This is a genomic window from Enterococcus sp. LX10 (assembly GCF_023539285.1).
Classification (GTDB): domain Bacteria; phylum Bacillota; class Bacilli; order Lactobacillales; family Enterococcaceae; genus Enterococcus; species Enterococcus faecalis.
In genome coordinates this window covers 1,651,601-1,669,321 of the sequence record NZ_CP092784.1, presented here as the reverse complement: position 1 = coordinate 1,669,321, position 17,721 = coordinate 1,651,601, and the positions used below count along the sequence as shown (strand labels likewise).

20 protein-coding genes are annotated in these 17,721 nt (G+C 35.0%); 12 read left to right on the top strand and 8 right to left on the bottom strand.

All coding sequences use genetic code 11. The features are described 5' to 3' along the window. Nucleotides 1–3: 3 nt before the first annotated feature. Both MKZ30_RS07945 and MKZ30_RS07940 read right to left on the bottom strand, forming a co-directional pair. Nucleotides 4–306, bottom strand: a complete 303-nt coding sequence (locus MKZ30_RS07945) for a PTS sugar transporter subunit IIB (RefSeq protein ID WP_002357185.1) — start codon at nucleotides 304–306, stop codon at nucleotides 4–6. A 1-nt stretch (nucleotide 307) separates the two neighbouring features. After that, nucleotides 308–802, bottom strand: coding sequence for a PTS sugar transporter subunit IIA (locus MKZ30_RS07940; RefSeq protein ID WP_033601031.1), 495 nt, complete (start codon nucleotides 800–802; stop codon nucleotides 308–310). Between the two features lie 222 nt (nucleotides 803–1,024). Between MKZ30_RS07940 and lacA the strand changes: the two genes are divergently transcribed. Continuing rightward, the gene (gene lacA, locus MKZ30_RS07935; protein WP_002357188.1) at nucleotides 1,025–1,453 is read left to right on the top strand and encodes a galactose-6-phosphate isomerase subunit LacA; all 429 of its coding nucleotides are present in this window, start codon (nucleotides 1,025–1,027) and stop codon (nucleotides 1,451–1,453) included. 25 nt (nucleotides 1,454–1,478) lie between these two features. Next, nucleotides 1,479–1,994 carry a galactose-6-phosphate isomerase subunit LacB gene (gene lacB / locus MKZ30_RS07930; protein ID WP_002374591.1) on the top strand — a complete coding sequence of 172 codons (516 nt, stop codon included), beginning with the start codon at nucleotides 1,479–1,481 and terminating at the stop codon, nucleotides 1,992–1,994. A 246-nt stretch (nucleotides 1,995–2,240) separates the two neighbouring features. Here lacB and MKZ30_RS07925 read toward each other — a convergent pair whose 3' ends face one another. Further along, nucleotides 2,241–2,528 (bottom strand): hypothetical protein, encoded by a 288-nt coding sequence (locus MKZ30_RS07925; RefSeq protein WP_002371945.1) that lies wholly within the window; start codon nucleotides 2,526–2,528, stop codon nucleotides 2,241–2,243. 561 nt (nucleotides 2,529–3,089) lie between these two features. Here MKZ30_RS07925 and MKZ30_RS07920 point away from each other — a divergent pair. The 5 genes from MKZ30_RS07920 (at nucleotide 3,090) to MKZ30_RS07900 (ending at nucleotide 6,824) form a co-directional block, all read left to right on the top strand. Then, nucleotides 3,090–3,521, top strand: coding sequence for a PTS sugar transporter subunit IIA (locus tag MKZ30_RS07920; RefSeq protein ID WP_002419913.1), 432 nt, complete (start codon nucleotides 3,090–3,092; stop codon nucleotides 3,519–3,521). A gap of 14 nt (nucleotides 3,522–3,535) precedes the next feature. Continuing rightward, nucleotides 3,536–4,033, top strand: coding sequence for a PTS sugar transporter subunit IIB (locus MKZ30_RS07915; RefSeq protein WP_002357192.1), 498 nt, complete (start codon nucleotides 3,536–3,538; stop codon nucleotides 4,031–4,033). A gap of 33 nt (nucleotides 4,034–4,066) precedes the next feature. Next, nucleotides 4,067–4,918 (top strand): PTS mannose/fructose/sorbose/N-acetylgalactosamine transporter subunit IIC, encoded by an 852-nt coding sequence (locus MKZ30_RS07910; RefSeq protein WP_002357194.1) that lies wholly within the window; start codon nucleotides 4,067–4,069, stop codon nucleotides 4,916–4,918. Next, nucleotides 4,893–5,762 carry a PTS system mannose/fructose/sorbose family transporter subunit IID gene (locus MKZ30_RS07905; RefSeq protein WP_002382434.1) on the top strand — a complete coding sequence of 290 codons (870 nt, stop codon included), beginning with the start codon at nucleotides 4,893–4,895 and terminating at the stop codon, nucleotides 5,760–5,762. Before MKZ30_RS07910 ends, MKZ30_RS07905 begins: the two co-directional genes overlap by 26 nt. Before the next feature lie 75 nt (nucleotides 5,763–5,837). After that, the gene (locus MKZ30_RS07900; RefSeq protein ID WP_224615772.1) at nucleotides 5,838–6,824 is read left to right on the top strand and encodes a hydroxyacid dehydrogenase; all 987 of its coding nucleotides are present in this window, start codon (nucleotides 5,838–5,840) and stop codon (nucleotides 6,822–6,824) included. A gap of 421 nt (nucleotides 6,825–7,245) precedes the next feature. On the opposite strand, the gene larD is transcribed toward MKZ30_RS07900, so the two are convergent. From larD to larA, 4 genes are read right to left on the bottom strand one after another with little or no spacing between them, the layout of a single operon-like run. After that, the gene (larD, locus tag MKZ30_RS07895; RefSeq protein WP_002357197.1) at nucleotides 7,246–7,956 is read right to left on the bottom strand and encodes a D/L-lactic acid transporter LarD; all 711 of its coding nucleotides are present in this window, start codon (nucleotides 7,954–7,956) and stop codon (nucleotides 7,246–7,248) included. Between the two features lie 14 nt (nucleotides 7,957–7,970). Then, nucleotides 7,971–9,245: a nickel pincer cofactor biosynthesis protein LarC gene (gene larC / locus MKZ30_RS07890; RefSeq protein ID WP_033601032.1), complete on the bottom strand. Its 1,275-nt coding sequence runs from the start codon at nucleotides 9,243–9,245 to the stop codon at nucleotides 7,971–7,973. Continuing rightward, on the bottom strand, nucleotides 9,242–9,985 hold the full coding sequence (larB, locus tag MKZ30_RS07885; protein ID WP_033601033.1) for a nickel pincer cofactor biosynthesis protein LarB: 744 nt from the start codon (nucleotides 9,983–9,985) through the stop codon (nucleotides 9,242–9,244). The genes larC and larB overlap by 4 nt, the downstream gene beginning before the upstream one ends. 37 nt (nucleotides 9,986–10,022) lie before the next feature. Further along, complete coding sequence (gene larA, locus MKZ30_RS07880; protein ID WP_033601034.1) at nucleotides 10,023–11,297, bottom strand: nickel-dependent lactate racemase; 1,275 nt, start codon at nucleotides 11,295–11,297, stop codon at nucleotides 10,023–10,025. Between the two features lie 159 nt (nucleotides 11,298–11,456). Between larA and MKZ30_RS07875 the strand changes: the two genes are divergently transcribed. The 5 genes from MKZ30_RS07875 (at nucleotide 11,457) to larE (ending at nucleotide 15,560) form a co-directional block, all read left to right on the top strand. Beyond that, nucleotides 11,457–12,113 (top strand): Crp/Fnr family transcriptional regulator, encoded by a 657-nt coding sequence (locus MKZ30_RS07875; RefSeq protein WP_002361998.1) that lies wholly within the window; start codon nucleotides 11,457–11,459, stop codon nucleotides 12,111–12,113. An 18-nt stretch (nucleotides 12,114–12,131) separates the two neighbouring features. Then, nucleotides 12,132–13,118 carry a cobalt transporter CbiM gene (gene cbiM / locus MKZ30_RS07870; protein ID WP_002408836.1) on the top strand — a complete coding sequence of 329 codons (987 nt, stop codon included), beginning with the start codon at nucleotides 12,132–12,134 and terminating at the stop codon, nucleotides 13,116–13,118. Further along, nucleotides 13,118–13,903: an energy-coupling factor transporter transmembrane component T family protein gene (locus tag MKZ30_RS07865; protein ID WP_033601035.1), complete on the top strand. Its 786-nt coding sequence runs from the start codon at nucleotides 13,118–13,120 to the stop codon at nucleotides 13,901–13,903. The genes cbiM and MKZ30_RS07865 overlap by 1 nt, the downstream gene beginning before the upstream one ends. A gap of 1 nt (nucleotide 13,904) precedes the next feature. After that, nucleotides 13,905–14,618, top strand: coding sequence for an ABC transporter ATP-binding protein (locus MKZ30_RS07860; RefSeq protein ID WP_002361995.1), 714 nt, complete (start codon nucleotides 13,905–13,907; stop codon nucleotides 14,616–14,618). Between the two features lie 105 nt (nucleotides 14,619–14,723). Then, nucleotides 14,724–15,560, top strand: coding sequence for an ATP-dependent sacrificial sulfur transferase LarE (gene larE, locus MKZ30_RS07855; RefSeq protein WP_002408838.1), 837 nt, complete (start codon nucleotides 14,724–14,726; stop codon nucleotides 15,558–15,560). Between the two features lie 184 nt (nucleotides 15,561–15,744). On the opposite strand, the gene MKZ30_RS07850 is transcribed toward larE, so the two are convergent. Further along, a complete protein-coding gene (locus MKZ30_RS07850; RefSeq protein ID WP_002419902.1) occupies nucleotides 15,745–17,667 on the bottom strand; it encodes an FUSC family protein in 1,923 nt (640 codons plus the stop codon). Between the last annotated feature and the right edge of the window lie 54 nt (nucleotides 17,668–17,721).

The window sequence follows — 17,721 nt, the reverse complement described above, 5'->3', positions numbered from 1 at the left end:
AAATCATTTGTTTAAAGAGTGAATGATACTTTCCATTTGTTGATAAACAGGTTCAGCCATTGCTGGAATTCGATAAAGAATTGCGCCTGCATCAACTACAGGAATCGTGATTGGGAAACCCAAATCTGTTTTGGCGATTTGGGCGAAAATATCATAATGGGATAGCATCTCTTGATTAATATCTTTAATCATTACGGCATCGCAAGAAACTTGGTAGCCTCTTTTAGATAATTCTGTTTCTAATGCAGATTTGATTTGATGGCTAGAGTTTACCCCAGCCCCACATGCAGCTAAAATTTTGATCATGTTAAATCTCTCCTTTAAAATTTTTTTGTAAAAAATGATAAACTTCTTCTTTATCTTCACATTGAAAAAAAGCCAATAGTGATGAACGGTCTGTCGTGTTAATAAAATCCATGATAGTTGCTAAAAGACCCGTTTGTTCAATACCGTTTTCATTTAAAATCATGAAAAGAAAGGAAACAGAGAGCGTTTCATTTGGGATAATCATGTTATGAAATGATAAGGGTTGATTCAATTTAATCGGGATAATTCTTGTCGTCCGTACAAAGGTACTTTCGGTATGCGGAATGGCGATATTCGGTAGTTCAGGATCAATCGGTGTTAAACTTAAACCAGTCGGATAGTTATGTTCTCGTTCCAATAAATTAGTTAGAAAATCAGGTGTAACTAATTTCTTTTTTAACAAGTCTAAATAAACTTCTTCAAAAACTTCTTCTTGTGTTTTTTTGTTTGAAATATAGGTAGTATCTAATGAAAAAATCGATGTTTTAATAACCATAGAACCCCTCGTTTCTTTAATATATTATTATTTATTTACAAGTATAATATAAAACGCTTTCAAAAAGATGTCAACACAATATTAAACAATAATAAACAAAAAAGAAAATAAATGTTGAATAAAGTTCGATATTGTTTTATTATGTTTTCGAGAAGGGGATTTGAGTTTAAAGAAAGGGACAGAATTTTAATAGTAGATACACGAGGTAAGGAGGAAAACAAAATGCGTGTCATACTTGGTTCAGATTTAGATGGAATAAAATTAAAAGCAGAAATGAAACAATACTTATTGCAAGAAAAAGTTGAGGTAATCGATAAAAGTGAAAGTGCTTCGGAAGACTTTATAGAAGCAACGCTTGCTGTTGCTCATGAAGTTTTAAAGGATACTGAAAGTTTAGGAATCGTTTTTGATGGTTATGGGGCAGGTAGTTTTATGACTGCTGCTAAAATTAAAGGAATGATTGTCGCCGAGTTGTCAGATGAGCGTTCTGCATATATGGCGCGAGAACACAACAATGCTCGGATGATCACGGTGGGCGCAAAAATTGTTGGAACGGAACTAGCCAAAAACATAATAAAAGAATTCTTAACAGGTCATTATGCAGGCGGGCGTCATCAAATACGTGTAGATATGTTAAATAAAATGGCTTAACAAATAATAGAAAGGAAGCGTTTTTATGAAAATTGCCATTGGTTGTGATCATATTGTGACGGATACCAAAATAGCAGTTTCTGATTTTTTGAAAGCAAAGGGATATGAAATTTTAGATGTAGGCACGTATGATTTTACTCGAACTCACTATCCTATTTTCGGAAAAAAAGTGGGAGAAGCCGTAATGAGCAATCAGGCTGATTTGGGTATATGTATTTGCGGAACAGGTGTTGGAATTAACAATGCGGTTAACAAAGTGCCGGGTATCCGTTCTGCTTTAGTTCGCGATATGACTACAGCGTTGTATGCGAAAGAGGAATTGAACGCAAATGTTATTGGTTTCGGTGGGAAAATAACAGGAGAATTCTTGATCTGTGATATCGCTGCTGCTTTTATTGAAGCACACTATCATCCAACAGAAGACAACGAACAACTAATTGAAAAAATTAATCAAGTTGAAAAACAACATCCAGAACAACAAGATGCGCACTTTTTCGATGAATTTTTAGATAAATGGCAACGAGGAGTCTATCACGATTAGTACGTAATCAATGAGGGTTATTTGAGAAAAGCGGTCTTAAATAATAATCATTGGTATTTGAGTTGAATTCCCCTTCATTAATTTTTATTGCTGTTTTAACGTAGCACTGTAAAGAGCATTATCAAGAAAAAGAAGTAACAAAGGAACAAATTGAAGGCTATACAGGTAACCATAAAAAGTACACGAGAAAAGAACTCGTGTACTTTTTATGGTTTCGCTGCTTGTTTTATTTTAGTAATTATTTTTCTATAAAAATAGTCCCAGAATTATTAAAATAATCCCGATAACTAAACTGCCGATGCCAGAAGCCATGCCATATTTTTTACTTAGATGTATATCAGTAGTATTTTTAGGAATCAAGTTTGAGAAAAAATAAAATTTTTTTACCAAGATTAGATATGCAACAAGTAAAAGTAATAGTCCTAAGAGAAGATAACTAAGATTTTCAGCTAATAAATCTAGATGAGCTAATAACAATATCCCTAAAAAGAGGCCTACCAATCCATATTTCATCGTTTTTTCTTTTGCTGACATATAAATATCCCTACTTTACTTTTTAATTTATTAAGAGCATAAAACCATAGATTCGATATAAGTTCATTTTGTTATATCTAAAAGAGGATGACCTGGAATGACCTATATAATTAGAAAATTGGAGTGATATATAGTTATTTTACCATAGGTTAAATGAGTTGATTAACTCCGAATAATGTACAACTATGTACACCTATTGTGGGTGGAATGTGTGTTGGGACTTTGCTAACCTAATAGTTGAAAAAATGAATCAATTCAAAAGAAACTTTTTTGGGAAATTGCTATATTATTTATTTTTTTAAGCGTAATCAACTAAATGTTTTTATGGATAAAGAAAGTCATTGTTCCTTGTCATCAAGCTACAACAGCCAAATTCATTAGAACTTTTTTAGTGAATGACTTTAATTTTAGAAAGGTACTGTTGTTAAACATTCATGCTATCAAAGGAGTGTGAGTCGAACGAAGCAAGTATTTTCATTTTATAAAAGTTGTATTATGGACTCTTAAAAAGAGGTGATTTAAAAAATTTTGAAGTGGAAATGTTAAGAAAGGAGAGAGGAAATGACTTATTTAGTTCTGGTCAGTCATGGCGATTTTGCTAGAGGTTTAAAAAATTCATTAGGGATGTTTGCTAGCGATGAGATAGAGACAGTCAGAGTGTTTGGCTTACAACCTGGTGAATCTACCGATAATTTTAGTAAACGGTTTCTTTATGAGGTTGAAAAATTACCGCAGGAAACGAGGCTAATCGTTTTGGCTGATATTGTAGGCGGGAGTCCACTTGCTACTATTTGTAAAGTATTAGATAAGCAAAAAATGCTAGAAAATTCTCTGATTGTTGGAGGAGTGAATTTTCCAATGGCTTTAAATGCGCTTCTATTGAAAGAAACTAGTGAATTATCTGACTTAAAAAAAATGATAGTAGCAGATGCTTGTCATGGCATTAGAGAGTTAACTATAACTGAAGACGATGTAACTGAAGAGGATATCTAAAGGAGAAGATGAACATGTCAATTTCTTTTGTTCGAATCGATGATCGAATGATTCATGGCTTAATTACTTTACGTTGGACTAAAGAAATGCCTTGTGATGGCATTATAGCTGTGAATGACAAAGCAGCAAGTAACCCTATTTTAAAGGAAGCATATAAAGCAGCTGCACAAGATAAAAAAACCTTTATTTGGACAATGGCGCATTTTTTTGATGTAAAGGATAAAGTATTAGCGTCTAAGTCAAAATACTTTTTGATTACAAAGAGCCCTTTGGATATGAAAAAAATTTTGGTAGATTGGCATTTTGTTCCAAGTGAAGTAAAAATGATTAATGTTGGACCAGGGAATGATCGCGAAGGGACAATTAAATTGGGGGATAACCAATCCTTTACAGCAGAAGAAGCAGCGGCTTTTGAAGAAATTGAAAAGGCTGGTTACAAAGTGGATTTTGCCTTGTTACCTGATCAACGAATTGGTTCTTGGGCGCATTTTAAAGCTAAATTTGGTTACTGATTCTAGAAGTTTTGAAAAGAGGAGAGTAGTATTATGACAATCAACTGGATACAAGCGGCTATTTTAGGCTTATTTGCTTGTCTGTGTTCAAATTCTTGTATGGCTGGACAAGCGGTGGGAAATTATACGATTGGGCGTCCTTTAGTCGGCGGATTAGTTTGTGGCATTATTTTAGGAGATTTAAAATTAGGAATCGCTTGTGGCGTAGCGATGCAATTAGTGTACATTGCTTTAGTCACACCTGGAGGAACAGTGTCTGCTGACGTGCGGGCAATTTCATATATCGGGATTCCTTTGGCGATGGTGGCGATTTCGACCAAAGGGTTAGATCCACTTGGCGGCTCTGCAGCCGACCTGGCTAAATCGGTCGGCACATTAGTTGGAACGATCGGAACGGTATTATTTTATTCTGTTGCCGCGTTAAATTTAGTTTGGCAATCGTTTGGTTGGAAAGATATAAAAAAAGGCAAGCTTGATCATTTATATGCCATTAATTTTGGTTGGCCGTGGATTTCTCATCTACTTTTTTCCTTTTTGCCAACCGTGATTTTAACCTATTTTGGGGCTACGGCTGTTACAGCAATGAGAGATGCATTACCTATGGATGGTCTTGCAATGAAAACGCTTTTTACTGTAGGTGGCATGCTTCCGTGTGTGGGAATTGCAATTTTGTTACGTCAAATTGTTAATAAGAACATTGATTTTGTCCCTTTTTTTGTAGGGTTCACATTAGCTGCTTCATTAAAACTTAATTTAGTCTCAATAACGATTATTGCGCTTCTTTTTGCTGTAATTTTTTATAAAATTGCTTTAATTAAAAACAATACTAAACTGGTTGATTCAACAGGAAGTCTGACGAATGATGACGAAGAGGAGGACATATGAGATGGAAGAGTTGAAAGCCAATAAATTAGACCAAAAAACGTTAAAGCATTCTTTTCATTTATGGTTTTGGGGAGCGTTAACTTGTTTTTCACAACAGCATATGCAAACGTTCGGCTATCTTTCTTCAATGCTTCCTATTATCAAAAAACTTTATCCGAAACATGAAGACCAAGTGAAAGCCATTCAAGCATATACAGCTTTTTTTAACACAAATCCAATGCTTGGAACGGTCATTGTTGGTGTGACTGCTAGTATGGAAGAGGCTAGAGCAAGTAAGAATGAAATTGATGGAGAAACCATTAATGATATGAGGGCAGGATTAATGGGGCCAATTGCAGGGATTGGTGATTCATTAGTTGATGGTACCTTGATTCCTATCTTGTTAGGAATTTCCTTAGGAATGTCTACGGGCGGTTCGCCAATTGGTGCCATATTTTATATTATTGTTTGGACGTTAATTTCCTATTTTGGCCAACGCTTTTTGTATTTTAGAGGCTATCATTTTGGCGATAAAGCAGTAAGTTTCTTAGTTGGAAAAGAAGGAGCCGCCGTTAGAGTTGCTATCGGAGTTATCGGTAGTATGGTTGTTGGTGGGGTCCTTGCATCTTGGGTAAACGTAACTACTTCTCTTAAATTAATAGGTGCTGACGGAAAAGTTTTCCTTAAACTGCAAGATAAAATTGACAGTATTTATCCAGGATTATTAACGATACTTGTTACCTTGTTTTGTTGGTGGTTGATGTCGAAAAAACATGTTTCCGCTATTTGGACCATGCTTATTTTAGTTGTTATTTCTCTCGTTGGCGTTTTATTAGGTGTTTTCAATCCAGGATTAACTTACTGAATAATCACCAAAAAGGGCTCTAAGTGTTAGAGCAAACTGGCTTATATGTATATAAAAAGTTCTATGGAGGCATGTATGTTAAAATTATTATTAAGTGAAAAAATAAGTGAAAAAGCAATTAAGCTTTTAAAGGATGCAGGATTTTTAGTTAAAATTTCTCCTTCAACTGATGAAGAGGTCATGGAAAAAGAAATTAGAGACGTAGATGCGGTATTAGTCCGAACTACTCCTATAACTAAAAAGATAATGGATAGCGGAAAAAAGTTACAAATTATTGCACGACATGGCACAGGTATAGATAATATTGATGTTGTAGAAGCAACAAAAAAAGGTATTTTAGTAACAAATGTTGACGGGGCAAATGCGTATTCTGTGGCTGAATATGTTGTGGCTTCAATGCTGACCTTAAGTAGAAAGTTATATAAATCTAATCATTTATTTACGGAAGGGCGTCTATCAGTGAAAGGGTCATCCCTACCAGCATTGGCCAGTCGATATGATTTGAATGGGAGTGAAATTCGAGGAAAGAAGCTAGCTATACTTGGTCTTGGCAAAGTCGGAATTATTTTAGCTAGCTTAGCAGAAAAGATGGGTGTCCAAGTTGTTGCATATGATCCATATCTTACAAAATCGCCAGTACCGTTAATTCCTAATTTAACAGAAATTTATAAAACAGCAGACTTTATTTCAATCAATATGCCTCTTACTAGCCAAACTAAGAATATGATAACAAAAAAAGAACTTCAAAACATGAAAAAAAGTACATTTATTATTAATGCAGGTCGTGGTGGCATTATTAATGAACAAGATTTAGCTGATGCACTTAACGAAGAGCTTATTGCAGGAGCAGCAGTAGATGTTTTTTTGCCAGAACCTCCTGAAAAAAACAATCCACTACTTACAGCAAAAAATAGTTTATTGACTTGTCATATTGCTGGAACTACTATAGAGGCAATTGAATCATTAGGTATAGAGGCTGCAAACAGCATTATTGATTATTTTAATGGTCAAATGCCGAAATTTCCTGTAAACCCTGAAATCGCTAAGGAGTTACGTGCATAAAAACTAAGAAGCTCATTATTGCTATTTAGATTTTCTGATTAGTTTCCAATGCTTTTACTATTCCAATTCTATTTTACTAGTTAGGCAAGATCTGCTAGATTTAGAAACGATACTTTAAAAAAATACTTTTTGAATTTTTAAAGTAATACAAAAGTTTGCTACAAGACTAATTATGATTTTAACTTCCGCTTACACGATAAGCTATGGCTGGATGTATTAGTATGATCAATAATAAAATAGTCCAAGATGTCTTTCCTATCTAAAAATTAATTAGACTACTGGAAAAGCTGATAAATTGAATTATTGTTCTCTAAGACACAGAAAAAATCTTGTGATTAAAATAAAAATATATAAAATAGAAGAAATTTAGAGACTAGCTTCTATTTTATATATTTTTTTGTTTTAGAAATTTAGTGGTTTATTAGAATTTTAGGAAAAATTTTACGAAAAGTGTTGCAAAAATGGCTCCTAAAAACGGTGCAGTTCCGGGAACAATCAACCCATATTGCCAATCATTATTGGTTTTATTTTTGATTGGTAAAAGTTGATAGGCGATACGAGGGCCTAAATCACGTGCTTGATTCATTGCAAATCCTGTAGTACCACCTAGCCCCATGCCGATTGCCCAAACAAGCAAGCCAACAGCAATGGGTAGTTGTGTTTCGTAGGAATGTGCAATCGCTAAAATAGATGTTAAAAAAATGAATGTTGCAAAAGTTTCAACAAAATAGTTTCTTGGTAAATTTCGTTGGTTCGGATTTGTAGAAAAAATATTACGAATAGCGATTGGATCGACACTATCGGCGGATAGCTTGAAATGATCAGCATACATAATATAAACAATAACGGCGCCACAAATGCCGCCTAACATTTCAGCGATGACATAGGGAATGAAGTAAGACCATGGAATCATTCCTAAAATAGCTTGAGCGAGGGCCATTGCTGGATTAATACAGACTCCGCCAAAGACGAACAGAACAACAGAGATTCCAAAAGCCCAAGTAGTGATTGCAAACATGTGACCAGAACCAGCGTATTTTGTTCGTTTTAGGACATCGTCGCAGTGAACACCTACCCCAAATACGATCATTAATGCAGTTCCCATAAATTCTGATAAGATATGATGAAACATAAGATAAAGCTCCTTTAATCAATAGTTTTATTATTTAATGTTTGGACGAGGCGATAGACTTCCTCAATTGTAAAATTATATTGTTTAGCAATTCGTTCACAATCTTGGTATTCAATAGACTCTTTCAATAGGCCATGATAATGATTTTTTTTAATATGGACCTTACCAAAAGGTGTTTCCAAGATTTTGAAAGAACGGTCCATCACACTACGTTCCATTGTTTGAAAACGCACACCAATTGTAGAAGTATGTTTAAAGAGTAGTTCTGTAAAATATTCTTTTTCCTCTGTTGTTGTTAAAACCGTTAATAGAATGGCACTTCGGTTTTTTTTCATATGAATGGGCGTGAAAAAAACATCTAGAGCACCATGTTCCAATAATAGATCCATTACGTAACCTAACTGTTCAGGTGTTTGATTGTCTATATTTGTTTCAATTTTTAAGACTTGGTCATGGTGTTCTGTCCTCTTTTTTTTACTATGTGTTTCAGTAAAGATTGATCCTCTGAGGGCATTGAACTTGCCTGTTTCCCGTTTGCCAAATCCGTAACCTATTTTTTCAACTAATCGTTGTTCTGGTGCGACAAATAGAGGACTAAGTTCTTTAAAAATAGCTAAGCCAGTCGGTGTGACAAGTTCAGTTTTTATCTCAAAGTCTTGTTGAATGATTAAATTCGTTTCTTTACGTAATTCCATCACCGCAGGAACTGGTATTGGCATGACTCCATGGGCAATTGTGATAGTACCACTTCCATCTGTAATTGGCGTTGAATAGACTTGTTCAATTTCTAACTGTTCCCATAGGATAAAAAAGCCAACGATGTCAACAATTGAATCAATTGCTCCGACTTCATGAAAATGAATAGTGTCAATTGTTTGTTGATGAACAGCAGCTTCAGCTTTTGCAATGTCATAGAAAACATTTTTACTATGTTTTTTTACAAAATTGGACAAGTCGCTTTTTTCAATTAATGTATAAATATCTTTTAAATTTCTAGAATGGCTATGATGATGTGCATGTTCTTTCGTTTCATGATGTTCATTTTCGTGGTGAGGAGAGAGACTGTGTTTTATACCGTAATCCTTTTTTCCATGTTGTAGGAGAACATCGAAATCTGTTCCGTAAATACAACTTTTAGCAATTCGTTGGGCTTGAATGGTGAACCCATCGATGGGAAGTTTTTTTAATTCGATTAACAGTTTGCTTAAATCCCCGCCTAAGTCAAGCAACAATCCATTTAACATATCACCACTAAGACCAGAAAATGGTTCTAAAAATAAGCTTTTCATAGTGAAGACTCCTTTATTTGATTAATCATACTTGCATTATAAGCGGCACCAAACCCGTTATCTATGTTGACTACACTAACGCCAGAGGAACAACTATTTAGCATTCCTAAAAGAGCAGTCAGCCCTTGAAAATTGCTGCCGTAGCCTATGCTAGTAGGGACGGCAATCACTGGCACGCTAACTAGTCCGCCGAGCACGGATACCAGTGCGCCTTCCATGCCTGCAATCACAATAACCACCGAAGCCTGTTGAATCTCATCTAGGTGAGCGAACAAACGATGAATGCCAGAAACGCCTACATCATAGATACGTTTTATTTGATTCCCGAAAGTTTCTGCAGTGATTGCTGCTTCTTCAGCAACGGACATGTCTGACGTTCCAGCAGTAACTATCGCAATATAGTTTTTTGTTGTAGTATCCATTTGGTTGATAACGAAACAACGTGCAAGTTCATAGTAGGTTCCATGAGGAAAGTTCGACTCTAAAGGTTGGGCTTTTTGTTGTGAAACGCGAGTAACTAGGATTGTATTGTTTTCTTTTCTTAAGCTATTGATAATTTTGATGAGTTGCTCAATTGTTTTTCCTTCCCCATAAACGACTTCTGGATACCCAGTTCTTTCTTTACGCTGCGTATCAATTTTTGCAAAGTCTAATTCGCAAAAGCCATTTAATTTGTTTGTTGCTTCTTCTAAAGATAATTTTCCCTCTTTAAAAGCTCCTAAAATTTCTTTCGGTTGCATAATACAACGCTCCTTATTCCTGATTTCTCAAGGATCATTATTCTACAATGACAGACAAGCCATCTCGAATCACAGTCACTTTTGCATTTAGACCTTCTCTTTCAAATGCTCGCTCTAACGCTTCATCAAACGTTTTTGCTATTTCCATATGCATCGAAGTGATAAGCTCAGGATCAACAAGATCTGAAACAAAAATTATATGATGATGAACTAAAATTCGCGCTAAAATTTGCGAAGTCCATTGATCTGGCACGGTTTCTAATCGTGGTGTATGGATGGCTGCTTCTAAAAATTCGTTTGGATTTTTAACATTGGCAATATTTTCATAAAAACCTTCACCACCGTGACCATCACGACACCCAGCGACCATAATAATGACACCGCCGTCTTTATTGGTTGCTTCTGCAGCGGTCATCCCTTTAACTGCTTGATAAATATTTTGATCAAGTGGAAATCCGCCATTCGTTGAAACCGCAATGTCGCAAGGTATTTTTTTGACACGGGCAATTTCTTTTACAAAGTTACAACCAACTTTATGCGCTTCAACCATATCGCCTGCAAAGGAACCAATAATTTTTTTGTCACCATCTAAAACGACATTAACAATAAAAGCTAGATTCGCTTTAGCGGCAGCGTAGACCATGTCATTATGAATCGGATTATCCGTTAAATTTCCTGTCCGTGAGTTGGAGGAATCAATAAATTCTCCAGAATGGTTAGCCATGATGGTTTTATAAGAAGCAATTCCAGGTAAAACAGATTTACGTCCACCAGAAAATCCTGCAAAAAAGTGTGATTCAATAAATCCTTCGGCCAGCAGTAAATCTGCTTCTGCTGCAATGCGATTAATGATACAATCGCCCCCTGAAGGTAGTTGACCGATTTTGACCATTGAGGAATCATCAGTAGAGATATGCATAACGATTTCTTCATTCTCTACGATCTCTTTACCATATTTACTAATCAGTTCTTCTCGTGTAGAGGGGCGATGAAAGCCTGTAGCAACTAAAATCCGGATTCTAGCTGTTTTGTTCACTGAACGAATTCTACGCAAAATAATTGGGGTGATAATATGTGAAGGAACGGGACGTGTGTGATCGGAACTAATAAGGACAATGTCTTTTTTATCCTTAGCTAATTCTTCTAATGGAAGGCTTCCAATAGGATTGTCCAGCGATTTTTCGACTGTTTCTTTCTCAGTATATGGATTTGAAAAATGTTCAGCTTTTGATTCGAGAAGCCCAATAAAATTTTTATCGGGAATTCTTGCAGTAATCATTTTCTTGTCATAAGGTAGGTTAATTTCTACCATAGCAATCATCTCCTAAGTAATATTTTACGAGACTAAGTATAATGAAATTTAGAAATCACACAGTCCTTATTGTGGGTAACATTTGCTAACAAAAGGTTGGTGAGAGTGTTTATAATAGTTAACGAATCAAACAGAAACTTAGTCAAAGGAGTGACAATTATGGAGTCAGATTATCTTACAGCTTTCTTAGATAGAAAGAAGACGCCGATTATCAAAAAAAAACGCCATACTTATCTCGCTTATCATGGATTGGAGGAAGCGTACACCTATGTATTAAAGAAAGGGGTCGTTAAAACGAGTATTATTTTAAAGGATGGACGAGAATTTAATCTGTCCTATATTGTGTCTCCTGACATTATTTCATTGTTACGTGATGAAGTATCAAATTATACATCTGCTCCTTTTAATATCCGCATTGAGTCGGAAGAGGCTAGCTTTTATCGGATACCAAGGACTGTATTTTGGGAATATGTTAGAGAAGATGCTGTTCTTCAAGATTATGTACGGGATTACTACCGAGCAAAATTATCGGAGAGTATTAGTTCCTTACAGAATATGACAATGAATGGTAAGAAAGGGGCTGTTTGTACTTTTATTTACCAATTAATTGATTTGTTTGGTGTACAGACAGAGGAAGGAATATTAATTGATTTTCAAGTAACTAATGAGGATATTGCGGGATTTTGCGGGATTTCAACGAGAAATAGCGTAAACCGAATTATCCATGATTTAAAAGAGGAAAAAGTCATCGATATCAAAAAACAAAAAATTGTGATTTACGATCAAAGTTATTTAGCTGATTATATTGATCGATAAGATAGGAGTCTGACGAACATGCATATTCCAGAAAATTATTTAAGCCCACAAACTTGCGCAGTGATGGGCGCGATTATGGTACCTGTCTGGTACCGCGCTGTAAAAAAAGTTGACGTTCAAATTAAATTAAAAAAAGATACAGGGACCATGTTAGGGATTTCCTCCTCCTTGTCATTTTTAATAATGATGTTTAATTTGCCAGTACCTGGTGGAACAACTGCGCACGCTGTTGGGGCTGTTCTCATCGCATTATTGATGGGACCTTGGGCCGCGACGCTGTCTGTTTCGGTGGCTTTACTATTACAGGCTTGTTTATTTGGTGATGGTGGTATATTGGCTTTTGGTGCAAACGCCTTTTCTATGGCGTTTGTGATGCCATTCGTGGGATATGGAGTTTATAAGCTAGTTACGCGTGTAAAAAAATTTGAAACAATGGGTCTTTTCTTAGCTGGGTATCTTGGTGTAAATGTTGCGGCACTTTCTACTTCTGTATTATTAGGTATCCAACCCTTACTATTCCATGAAGCGAATGGTACCCCACTTTATAACCCATATGGTCTTTCTATAACTATACCAGCAATGATGAGTGTCCATCTGTTAGTAATAGGAATTGTTGAAGGTCTCTTCACCGTGTGTGTCTATAATTTTGTAAAAAGTGTGTCAAAAGATGCAATTTTTATCGAAGAAAAGAAGAAAAGGACTCCGTTGTTGCGATTAAAGAGACTGTTATTGGTCATGGTAATTTTATGTCCATTAGGTTTGATTGATCATGCCACCGCTTGGGGTGAATGGGATTTATCTGAATTAGTCAAGAATTTAAAACAGAATCATTTGCCTGCGGTACAACCAAAAGGTATGGTGAATGGTTTTTCATTTCATGCACTTTTCAGTGATTACTTTATTCCAGGACTGCCATTAGCACTTGGGTATATTTTAAGTGGCGTAACAGCCATAATCGTTTTTTTACTCATTTTTCGTTTATTTAATGGAAGAAGGCAAAGTTGATGCCTGAATGGATGAAAGAATCTTCCACGTCCTTTGAACCTAATAAAAAAGAAACCTTTATGCTTAAAAATCGAAAAGGAATCCTTTTTTTATTAAATAAATTTCAGGTGAGTGGGAAACGCAATAAGACTATTCTCAGCGATATACACCCAGCAATTCAACTGATCAGTACTTTTTTACTAATTGTTTTAATCAGTACTACACAAAAAGTTCTTGTTTTGTGGCTCTTAGGCATCTACCTAGGCATGTTACTTTTAGTTGAAAAACCAACTATTCTACGAAACATTGTCAAAAAAGCTAGTATCCTCATTTTGATGCCGCTGATTATCTATTTACCGATCTTTTTTTTAGGTCAATTTAGTTTATTATTTATTGTTCATTTGTTTTTTTTAGCCATAGCGATTAGTCAATATATGGAAACAACCAACATGAATCAATTTATAGCAGCATTAAAAATCTTTCATTTTCCGAATATAATACTTTTACAATTAGATATTACGATTAAATATATCTTTTTCTTTGGAAATTTCTTAAACCAACTGCTTTCCGCTGTAGAAGCTAGAGCAGTTGGTGGGAATATCCAGTTGAGTACGGGTAGTAATTTAATCAGTCTTATTTCTATAAAATCTTTTACGTATGGGGAAAAGTTGGACATGGTGATGGAAGCAAGAGGATATACTGGTCAATATTATCGAGTAAAGCAACCATTAAAAACGAAAGATTTTTTGGTTAGTATTGCCTATCTTTTATTTTTCGGGGGGTTGCTTTATTTAGGGAGGAACTAATATGTATCGAGTAAATCATTTGGTTTATCGCTATCAAACGAAGCCTGTTTTTTCGCCTTGTAATTTGGAAATAGCCAGAGGAGAATATCTGGTTTTGATGGGAGATAACGGCAGTGGAAAATCCACTTTTTTAAATTTGCTCGCAGGTTTTTTAAAACCTTCCGAGGGAACGATTTATTTTATGGAACAATCATTAACGGCCTGGAAAAAAGACCCTATTCATAAAAAGAAGTATTATGCTCATTTGGGTATATTATTTCAAGAGACGGACACACAATTATTTAATGCGACAGTTTATGACGAATTGGCATTTGGCCCTAGACAGCTCCAACTATCCGAGCATGAAACAGCAAAAAGAATTAATGATTGTTTGAATTTATTAAAAATTACCCATTTAAGCAATCAAGTGCCTTATCAATTATCGGGAGGAGAAAAGAAAAAAGTGGCTTTTGCTAGTCTGTTAGTAATGAATCCAGACGTGTATTTATTAGATGAGCCGTTTGCTGGGTTGACAAAAGAATCGGAAAAATTATTTAAAAAGATAATAAAAAATCTGCATCAACTTGGTAAAACAATTATCCTTTCCACCCATGACTATTTGAGTATTTGCGAGGAAGCTGATTCCATTTTATTGTTTGATTCGGCTGTGACAAGGTACTCAAAGGAAGAGATAGAAGCCAATGCTAACTTGTTACAACATTTAAAACGGTATTAAGTGTACAAATATTGACAATAATTGATACTATGAATCGTGATTTTTTCTAATGTGGAGATGTCTATAATTAATTATGTAAAAGAAAATCAATAGGAGATGGTTTAAATGTCTGTCATGAAAACGAAAGAACAAAATTTAGTTCGCGAATTACAAAAAATGGATAAGTTGGCTGTTGCATATTCAGGTGGAATTGATAGCTCTTACTTGCTAAAAAAAGCTTTGGACACTTTAGGTGCTGAAAATGTACTTGCGATTGTTGTAAATTCAGAATTATTTTCTGATGATGAGTTTGATAAAGCGGTCGATTTAGCTAATGGGTTGGGAGCAAATGTGTTAGGCCTTGAAATGAGCGAATTAGCGGATGATAGAATTGTTGCAAATAACCCTAATAGCTGGTTCTACAGTAAAAAATTATTATATAAAACTATTCGTTCGGCTATTCAGAAAGAGGGATTTGATGTTCTGGCCGATGGGATGATTATGGATGATAATACTGACTTTCGTCCTGGATTAAGAGCAAGAGATCAAGAAGGGGTCATCAGTCCGCTACAACAAGCTAAATTATATAAAATTGAAATACGTCAACTTGCTAAAGACGCAGGTATTTCCAATTGGAGTAAAGTTGCCTCATGTAGTATTGCTTCAAGAATTCCTTATGGCATTAAGTTAACACGCTCAGCTATTGATCAAATATTTGCTAGTGAAAAATATTTACGGGAAATAGGTTTTCCAATTGTCCGTGTCAGAGCACATCATGATTTAGCACGGATTGAAATTCCAGAAGACAAACTTTCTCTGTTATTAGAAAACAGAGAAAAAATTGCAGATTATCTTAAAAAACAAGGATTTAATTATGTAACTTTTGACTTAGAAGGATTTAAATCTGGCCGAATGAATGATATCCTCACAGAAACTGAAAAAAAAGTTTTTTGTGAATGTTAGACAGATAAGTTTATAAAATTGAGTCGGTGTAACGGAGTCAGGACAGGGGTATTCTGTTATAAAAACCAAGTTTTCTGCTCGATTAGATCGGTTGTTTTCATTGATTACTCTGCCAGTAGATTATCAACTTTTAAGCCTAGGAAAAATTCCCTTTGGATTTTTCCTAGGCTTTTTGTCTATTTAATCATTTGATATTTGCTAAAAAGAAATTAGCTGTAGAATTTTTTAAGATTACCAGTGATTGTTCAATTTGAGGAAAATAAATGGATTGTTTGGACTGGTTGATTAGTCGATTATTTTGGGGATTCGTGAGTGAAAGTATTTGCTGTGAATAGTTAAGTAACTCAGTGTTTAGTGTGTCCGGCTTAACTGGTGCTAATTTTTTTAAGTAGTGTTGTGTTTTCATAAGTTCTAAAAGAAGCTCTTCCATAGCAGTTTGCATTTCCAACAGTTGATCATTTAGTTGTTTTTGTTGCATTAAGCTTTCAGCAGAGGCATCGTTACTATAAATAGGAGATTCAAGAACAATTTCTTGAATAGAATAGTTTACTCTACGTTGTACCCGATAAGCTAGTACCCAAGCATCACTAGGCAACGTGGTCTCTTCATTGATTAACGCTAGCAAAATAGAGCTGATCGTTTTTGACCAACTATTGATATTTTTACGTAATACTTGACTATGCCATGTTGGGAAAATAAAAAACATAACAAAAGCAATAAGCGCACCAATAATTACATCAAAAACTCTTGTATAGCCTGCAGAACTACCACCTAATGTGAAAGTTAACCAAGTGGTCACACTTAGCATTAGAAATGCTTGACTTAATTTACGGACGGTTTCATACAATATAACTAGCAAACAAGACAATAACATTGGCCATAAAGGATTTAGGTTTGTTAAGTTAGCAATTAATTGAGACAAAAAGATGCCTAAACAACCACCTAAAATAGAACCAATAGTTCTTGAAGTGATTTTGCCGAGTGTACCATGATACCCTGGCATAACCATCAAACAACCAGAAATAACTACCCAGAATTCGTGATTAGCTAAAGGCAAAGGGTACATGTAATTAAGAATAAGCGAACAAAAATGACAAACTAAACCTGTTAAAGCTAAACGAATTGCGAATCTAGCAGAGCTGCCTTTGTAAGAATGAAGAATCTCTTTGGCTTCTGCAAGTCCTTCTTTTGTGGGTAAGAAAGATTTAAATGAGATTTTTTTAAAGGATTGTTTGTTTTGTATCAAAAGGATTGCTGATTTTATTTCGGTGTTTGCTAAAGCAAATTCTTGAAGAGGAAAGGTTAATTGTTCTCCTTTTAAAAAGAGTAGAATTGCTTTTAAAGCAGGAAGATTTTCAGCTGCATTGGTTGAATCTAACGAGCCTGCAATTGCATCTGCTTGTGAAACCAAGGGATAAATCCATGGTGTTTTTTGATGATTGACCCATGGCATTGTTTCAACAGATTCGCGTACTTTTATTCTGAAATGGACATAGCGTGCGGGTTTTCCTTGTGCTAATAAATATAATTGTTCATATAAATCGGCTACTAATTTTCGTGCTTCATTATTTTGCGGCTTAGAATAAAGACAATAGATTAAACAAAGGATGGACATACCTAAAATTATTGCACCCAGACCTTCAAAAGATTGACCAATAGACAAATTGCCTTTTAATTGCGCACCAGCTAGTAAAGAAATGGTCCCAAAGAGACATCGAATATACAGACCAATACTAAAGTTTCTCACAATCCCTGAAAAATACAAACCAAGGACGAATAATAAAATAATGAATATACTTGACGACTGTAAAAGTATCCCCAGACTGGCACCAATAAAAATCATTAAAATACCATTTATGGCACTTCTTTGTGGAGAGCCATGTCGTGGTAAGACACAAATTACAGTGCCCAAAAAGCTACCAACATTTACTAAAACAAAAGCGAAAGGAAAGACTATTGTTAGAACAGCACCAACAGCATTTGCAATAATGATACTAAGAACAAGGGCAAACCAGTTCTGTCTTGTATCAAAAGTTAGTATAGGGCGACTATACGCCCAAGACGATTCTAAGAAGACCTCAAAAAATTTTTTGATAGATAATTTCACAAAACATTCCTTCTTTAAAAATTTATTAAAAGCTAAAAAATTATTCCTCTGCTA

Bases quoted from the DNA above. Each gene is read 5' to 3' on its own strand.
- MKZ30_RS07860 (WP_002361995.1), top strand. From the start codon at position 13,905: ATGTATCGAGTAAATCATTTGGTTTATCGCTATCAAACGAAGCCTGTT.
- MKZ30_RS07920 (WP_002419913.1), top strand. From the start codon at position 3,090: ATGACTTATTTAGTTCTGGTCAGTCATGGCGATTTTGCTAGAGGTTTA.
- cbiM (WP_002408836.1), top strand. From the start codon at position 12,132: ATGCATATTCCAGAAAATTATTTAAGCCCACAAACTTGCGCAGTGATG.
- MKZ30_RS07915 (WP_002357192.1), top strand. From the start codon at position 3,536: ATGTCAATTTCTTTTGTTCGAATCGATGATCGAATGATTCATGGCTTA.
- lacA (WP_002357188.1), top strand. From the start codon at position 1,025: ATGCGTGTCATACTTGGTTCAGATTTAGATGGAATAAAATTAAAAGCA.
- MKZ30_RS07940 (WP_033601031.1), bottom strand. From the start codon at position 802: ATGGTTATTAAAACATCGATTTTTTCATTAGATACTACCTATATTTCA.
- MKZ30_RS07905 (WP_002382434.1), top strand. From the start codon at position 4,893: ATGATGACGAAGAGGAGGACATATGAGATGGAAGAGTTGAAAGCCAAT.
- larD (WP_002357197.1), bottom strand. From the start codon at position 7,956: ATGTTTCATCATATCTTATCAGAATTTATGGGAACTGCATTAATGATC.
- larC (WP_033601032.1), bottom strand. From the start codon at position 9,245: ATGAAAAGCTTATTTTTAGAACCATTTTCTGGTCTTAGTGGTGATATG.
- MKZ30_RS07900 (WP_224615772.1), top strand. From the start codon at position 5,838: ATGTTAAAATTATTATTAAGTGAAAAAATAAGTGAAAAAGCAATTAAG.
- larE (WP_002408838.1), top strand. From the start codon at position 14,724: ATGTCTGTCATGAAAACGAAAGAACAAAATTTAGTTCGCGAATTACAA.
- MKZ30_RS07945 (WP_002357185.1), bottom strand. From the start codon at position 306: ATGATCAAAATTTTAGCTGCATGTGGGGCTGGGGTAAACTCTAGCCAT.
- lacB (WP_002374591.1), top strand. From the start codon at position 1,479: ATGAAAATTGCCATTGGTTGTGATCATATTGTGACGGATACCAAAATA.
- MKZ30_RS07865 (WP_033601035.1), top strand. From the start codon at position 13,118: ATGCCTGAATGGATGAAAGAATCTTCCACGTCCTTTGAACCTAATAAA.
- larB (WP_033601033.1), bottom strand. From the start codon at position 9,985: ATGCAACCGAAAGAAATTTTAGGAGCTTTTAAAGAGGGAAAATTATCT.
- MKZ30_RS07925 (WP_002371945.1), bottom strand. From the start codon at position 2,528: ATGTCAGCAAAAGAAAAAACGATGAAATATGGATTGGTAGGCCTCTTT.
- larA (WP_033601034.1), bottom strand. From the start codon at position 11,297: ATGGTAGAAATTAACCTACCTTATGACAAGAAAATGATTACTGCAAGA.
- MKZ30_RS07910 (WP_002357194.1), top strand. From the start codon at position 4,067: ATGACAATCAACTGGATACAAGCGGCTATTTTAGGCTTATTTGCTTGT.
- MKZ30_RS07875 (WP_002361998.1), top strand. From the start codon at position 11,457: ATGGAGTCAGATTATCTTACAGCTTTCTTAGATAGAAAGAAGACGCCG.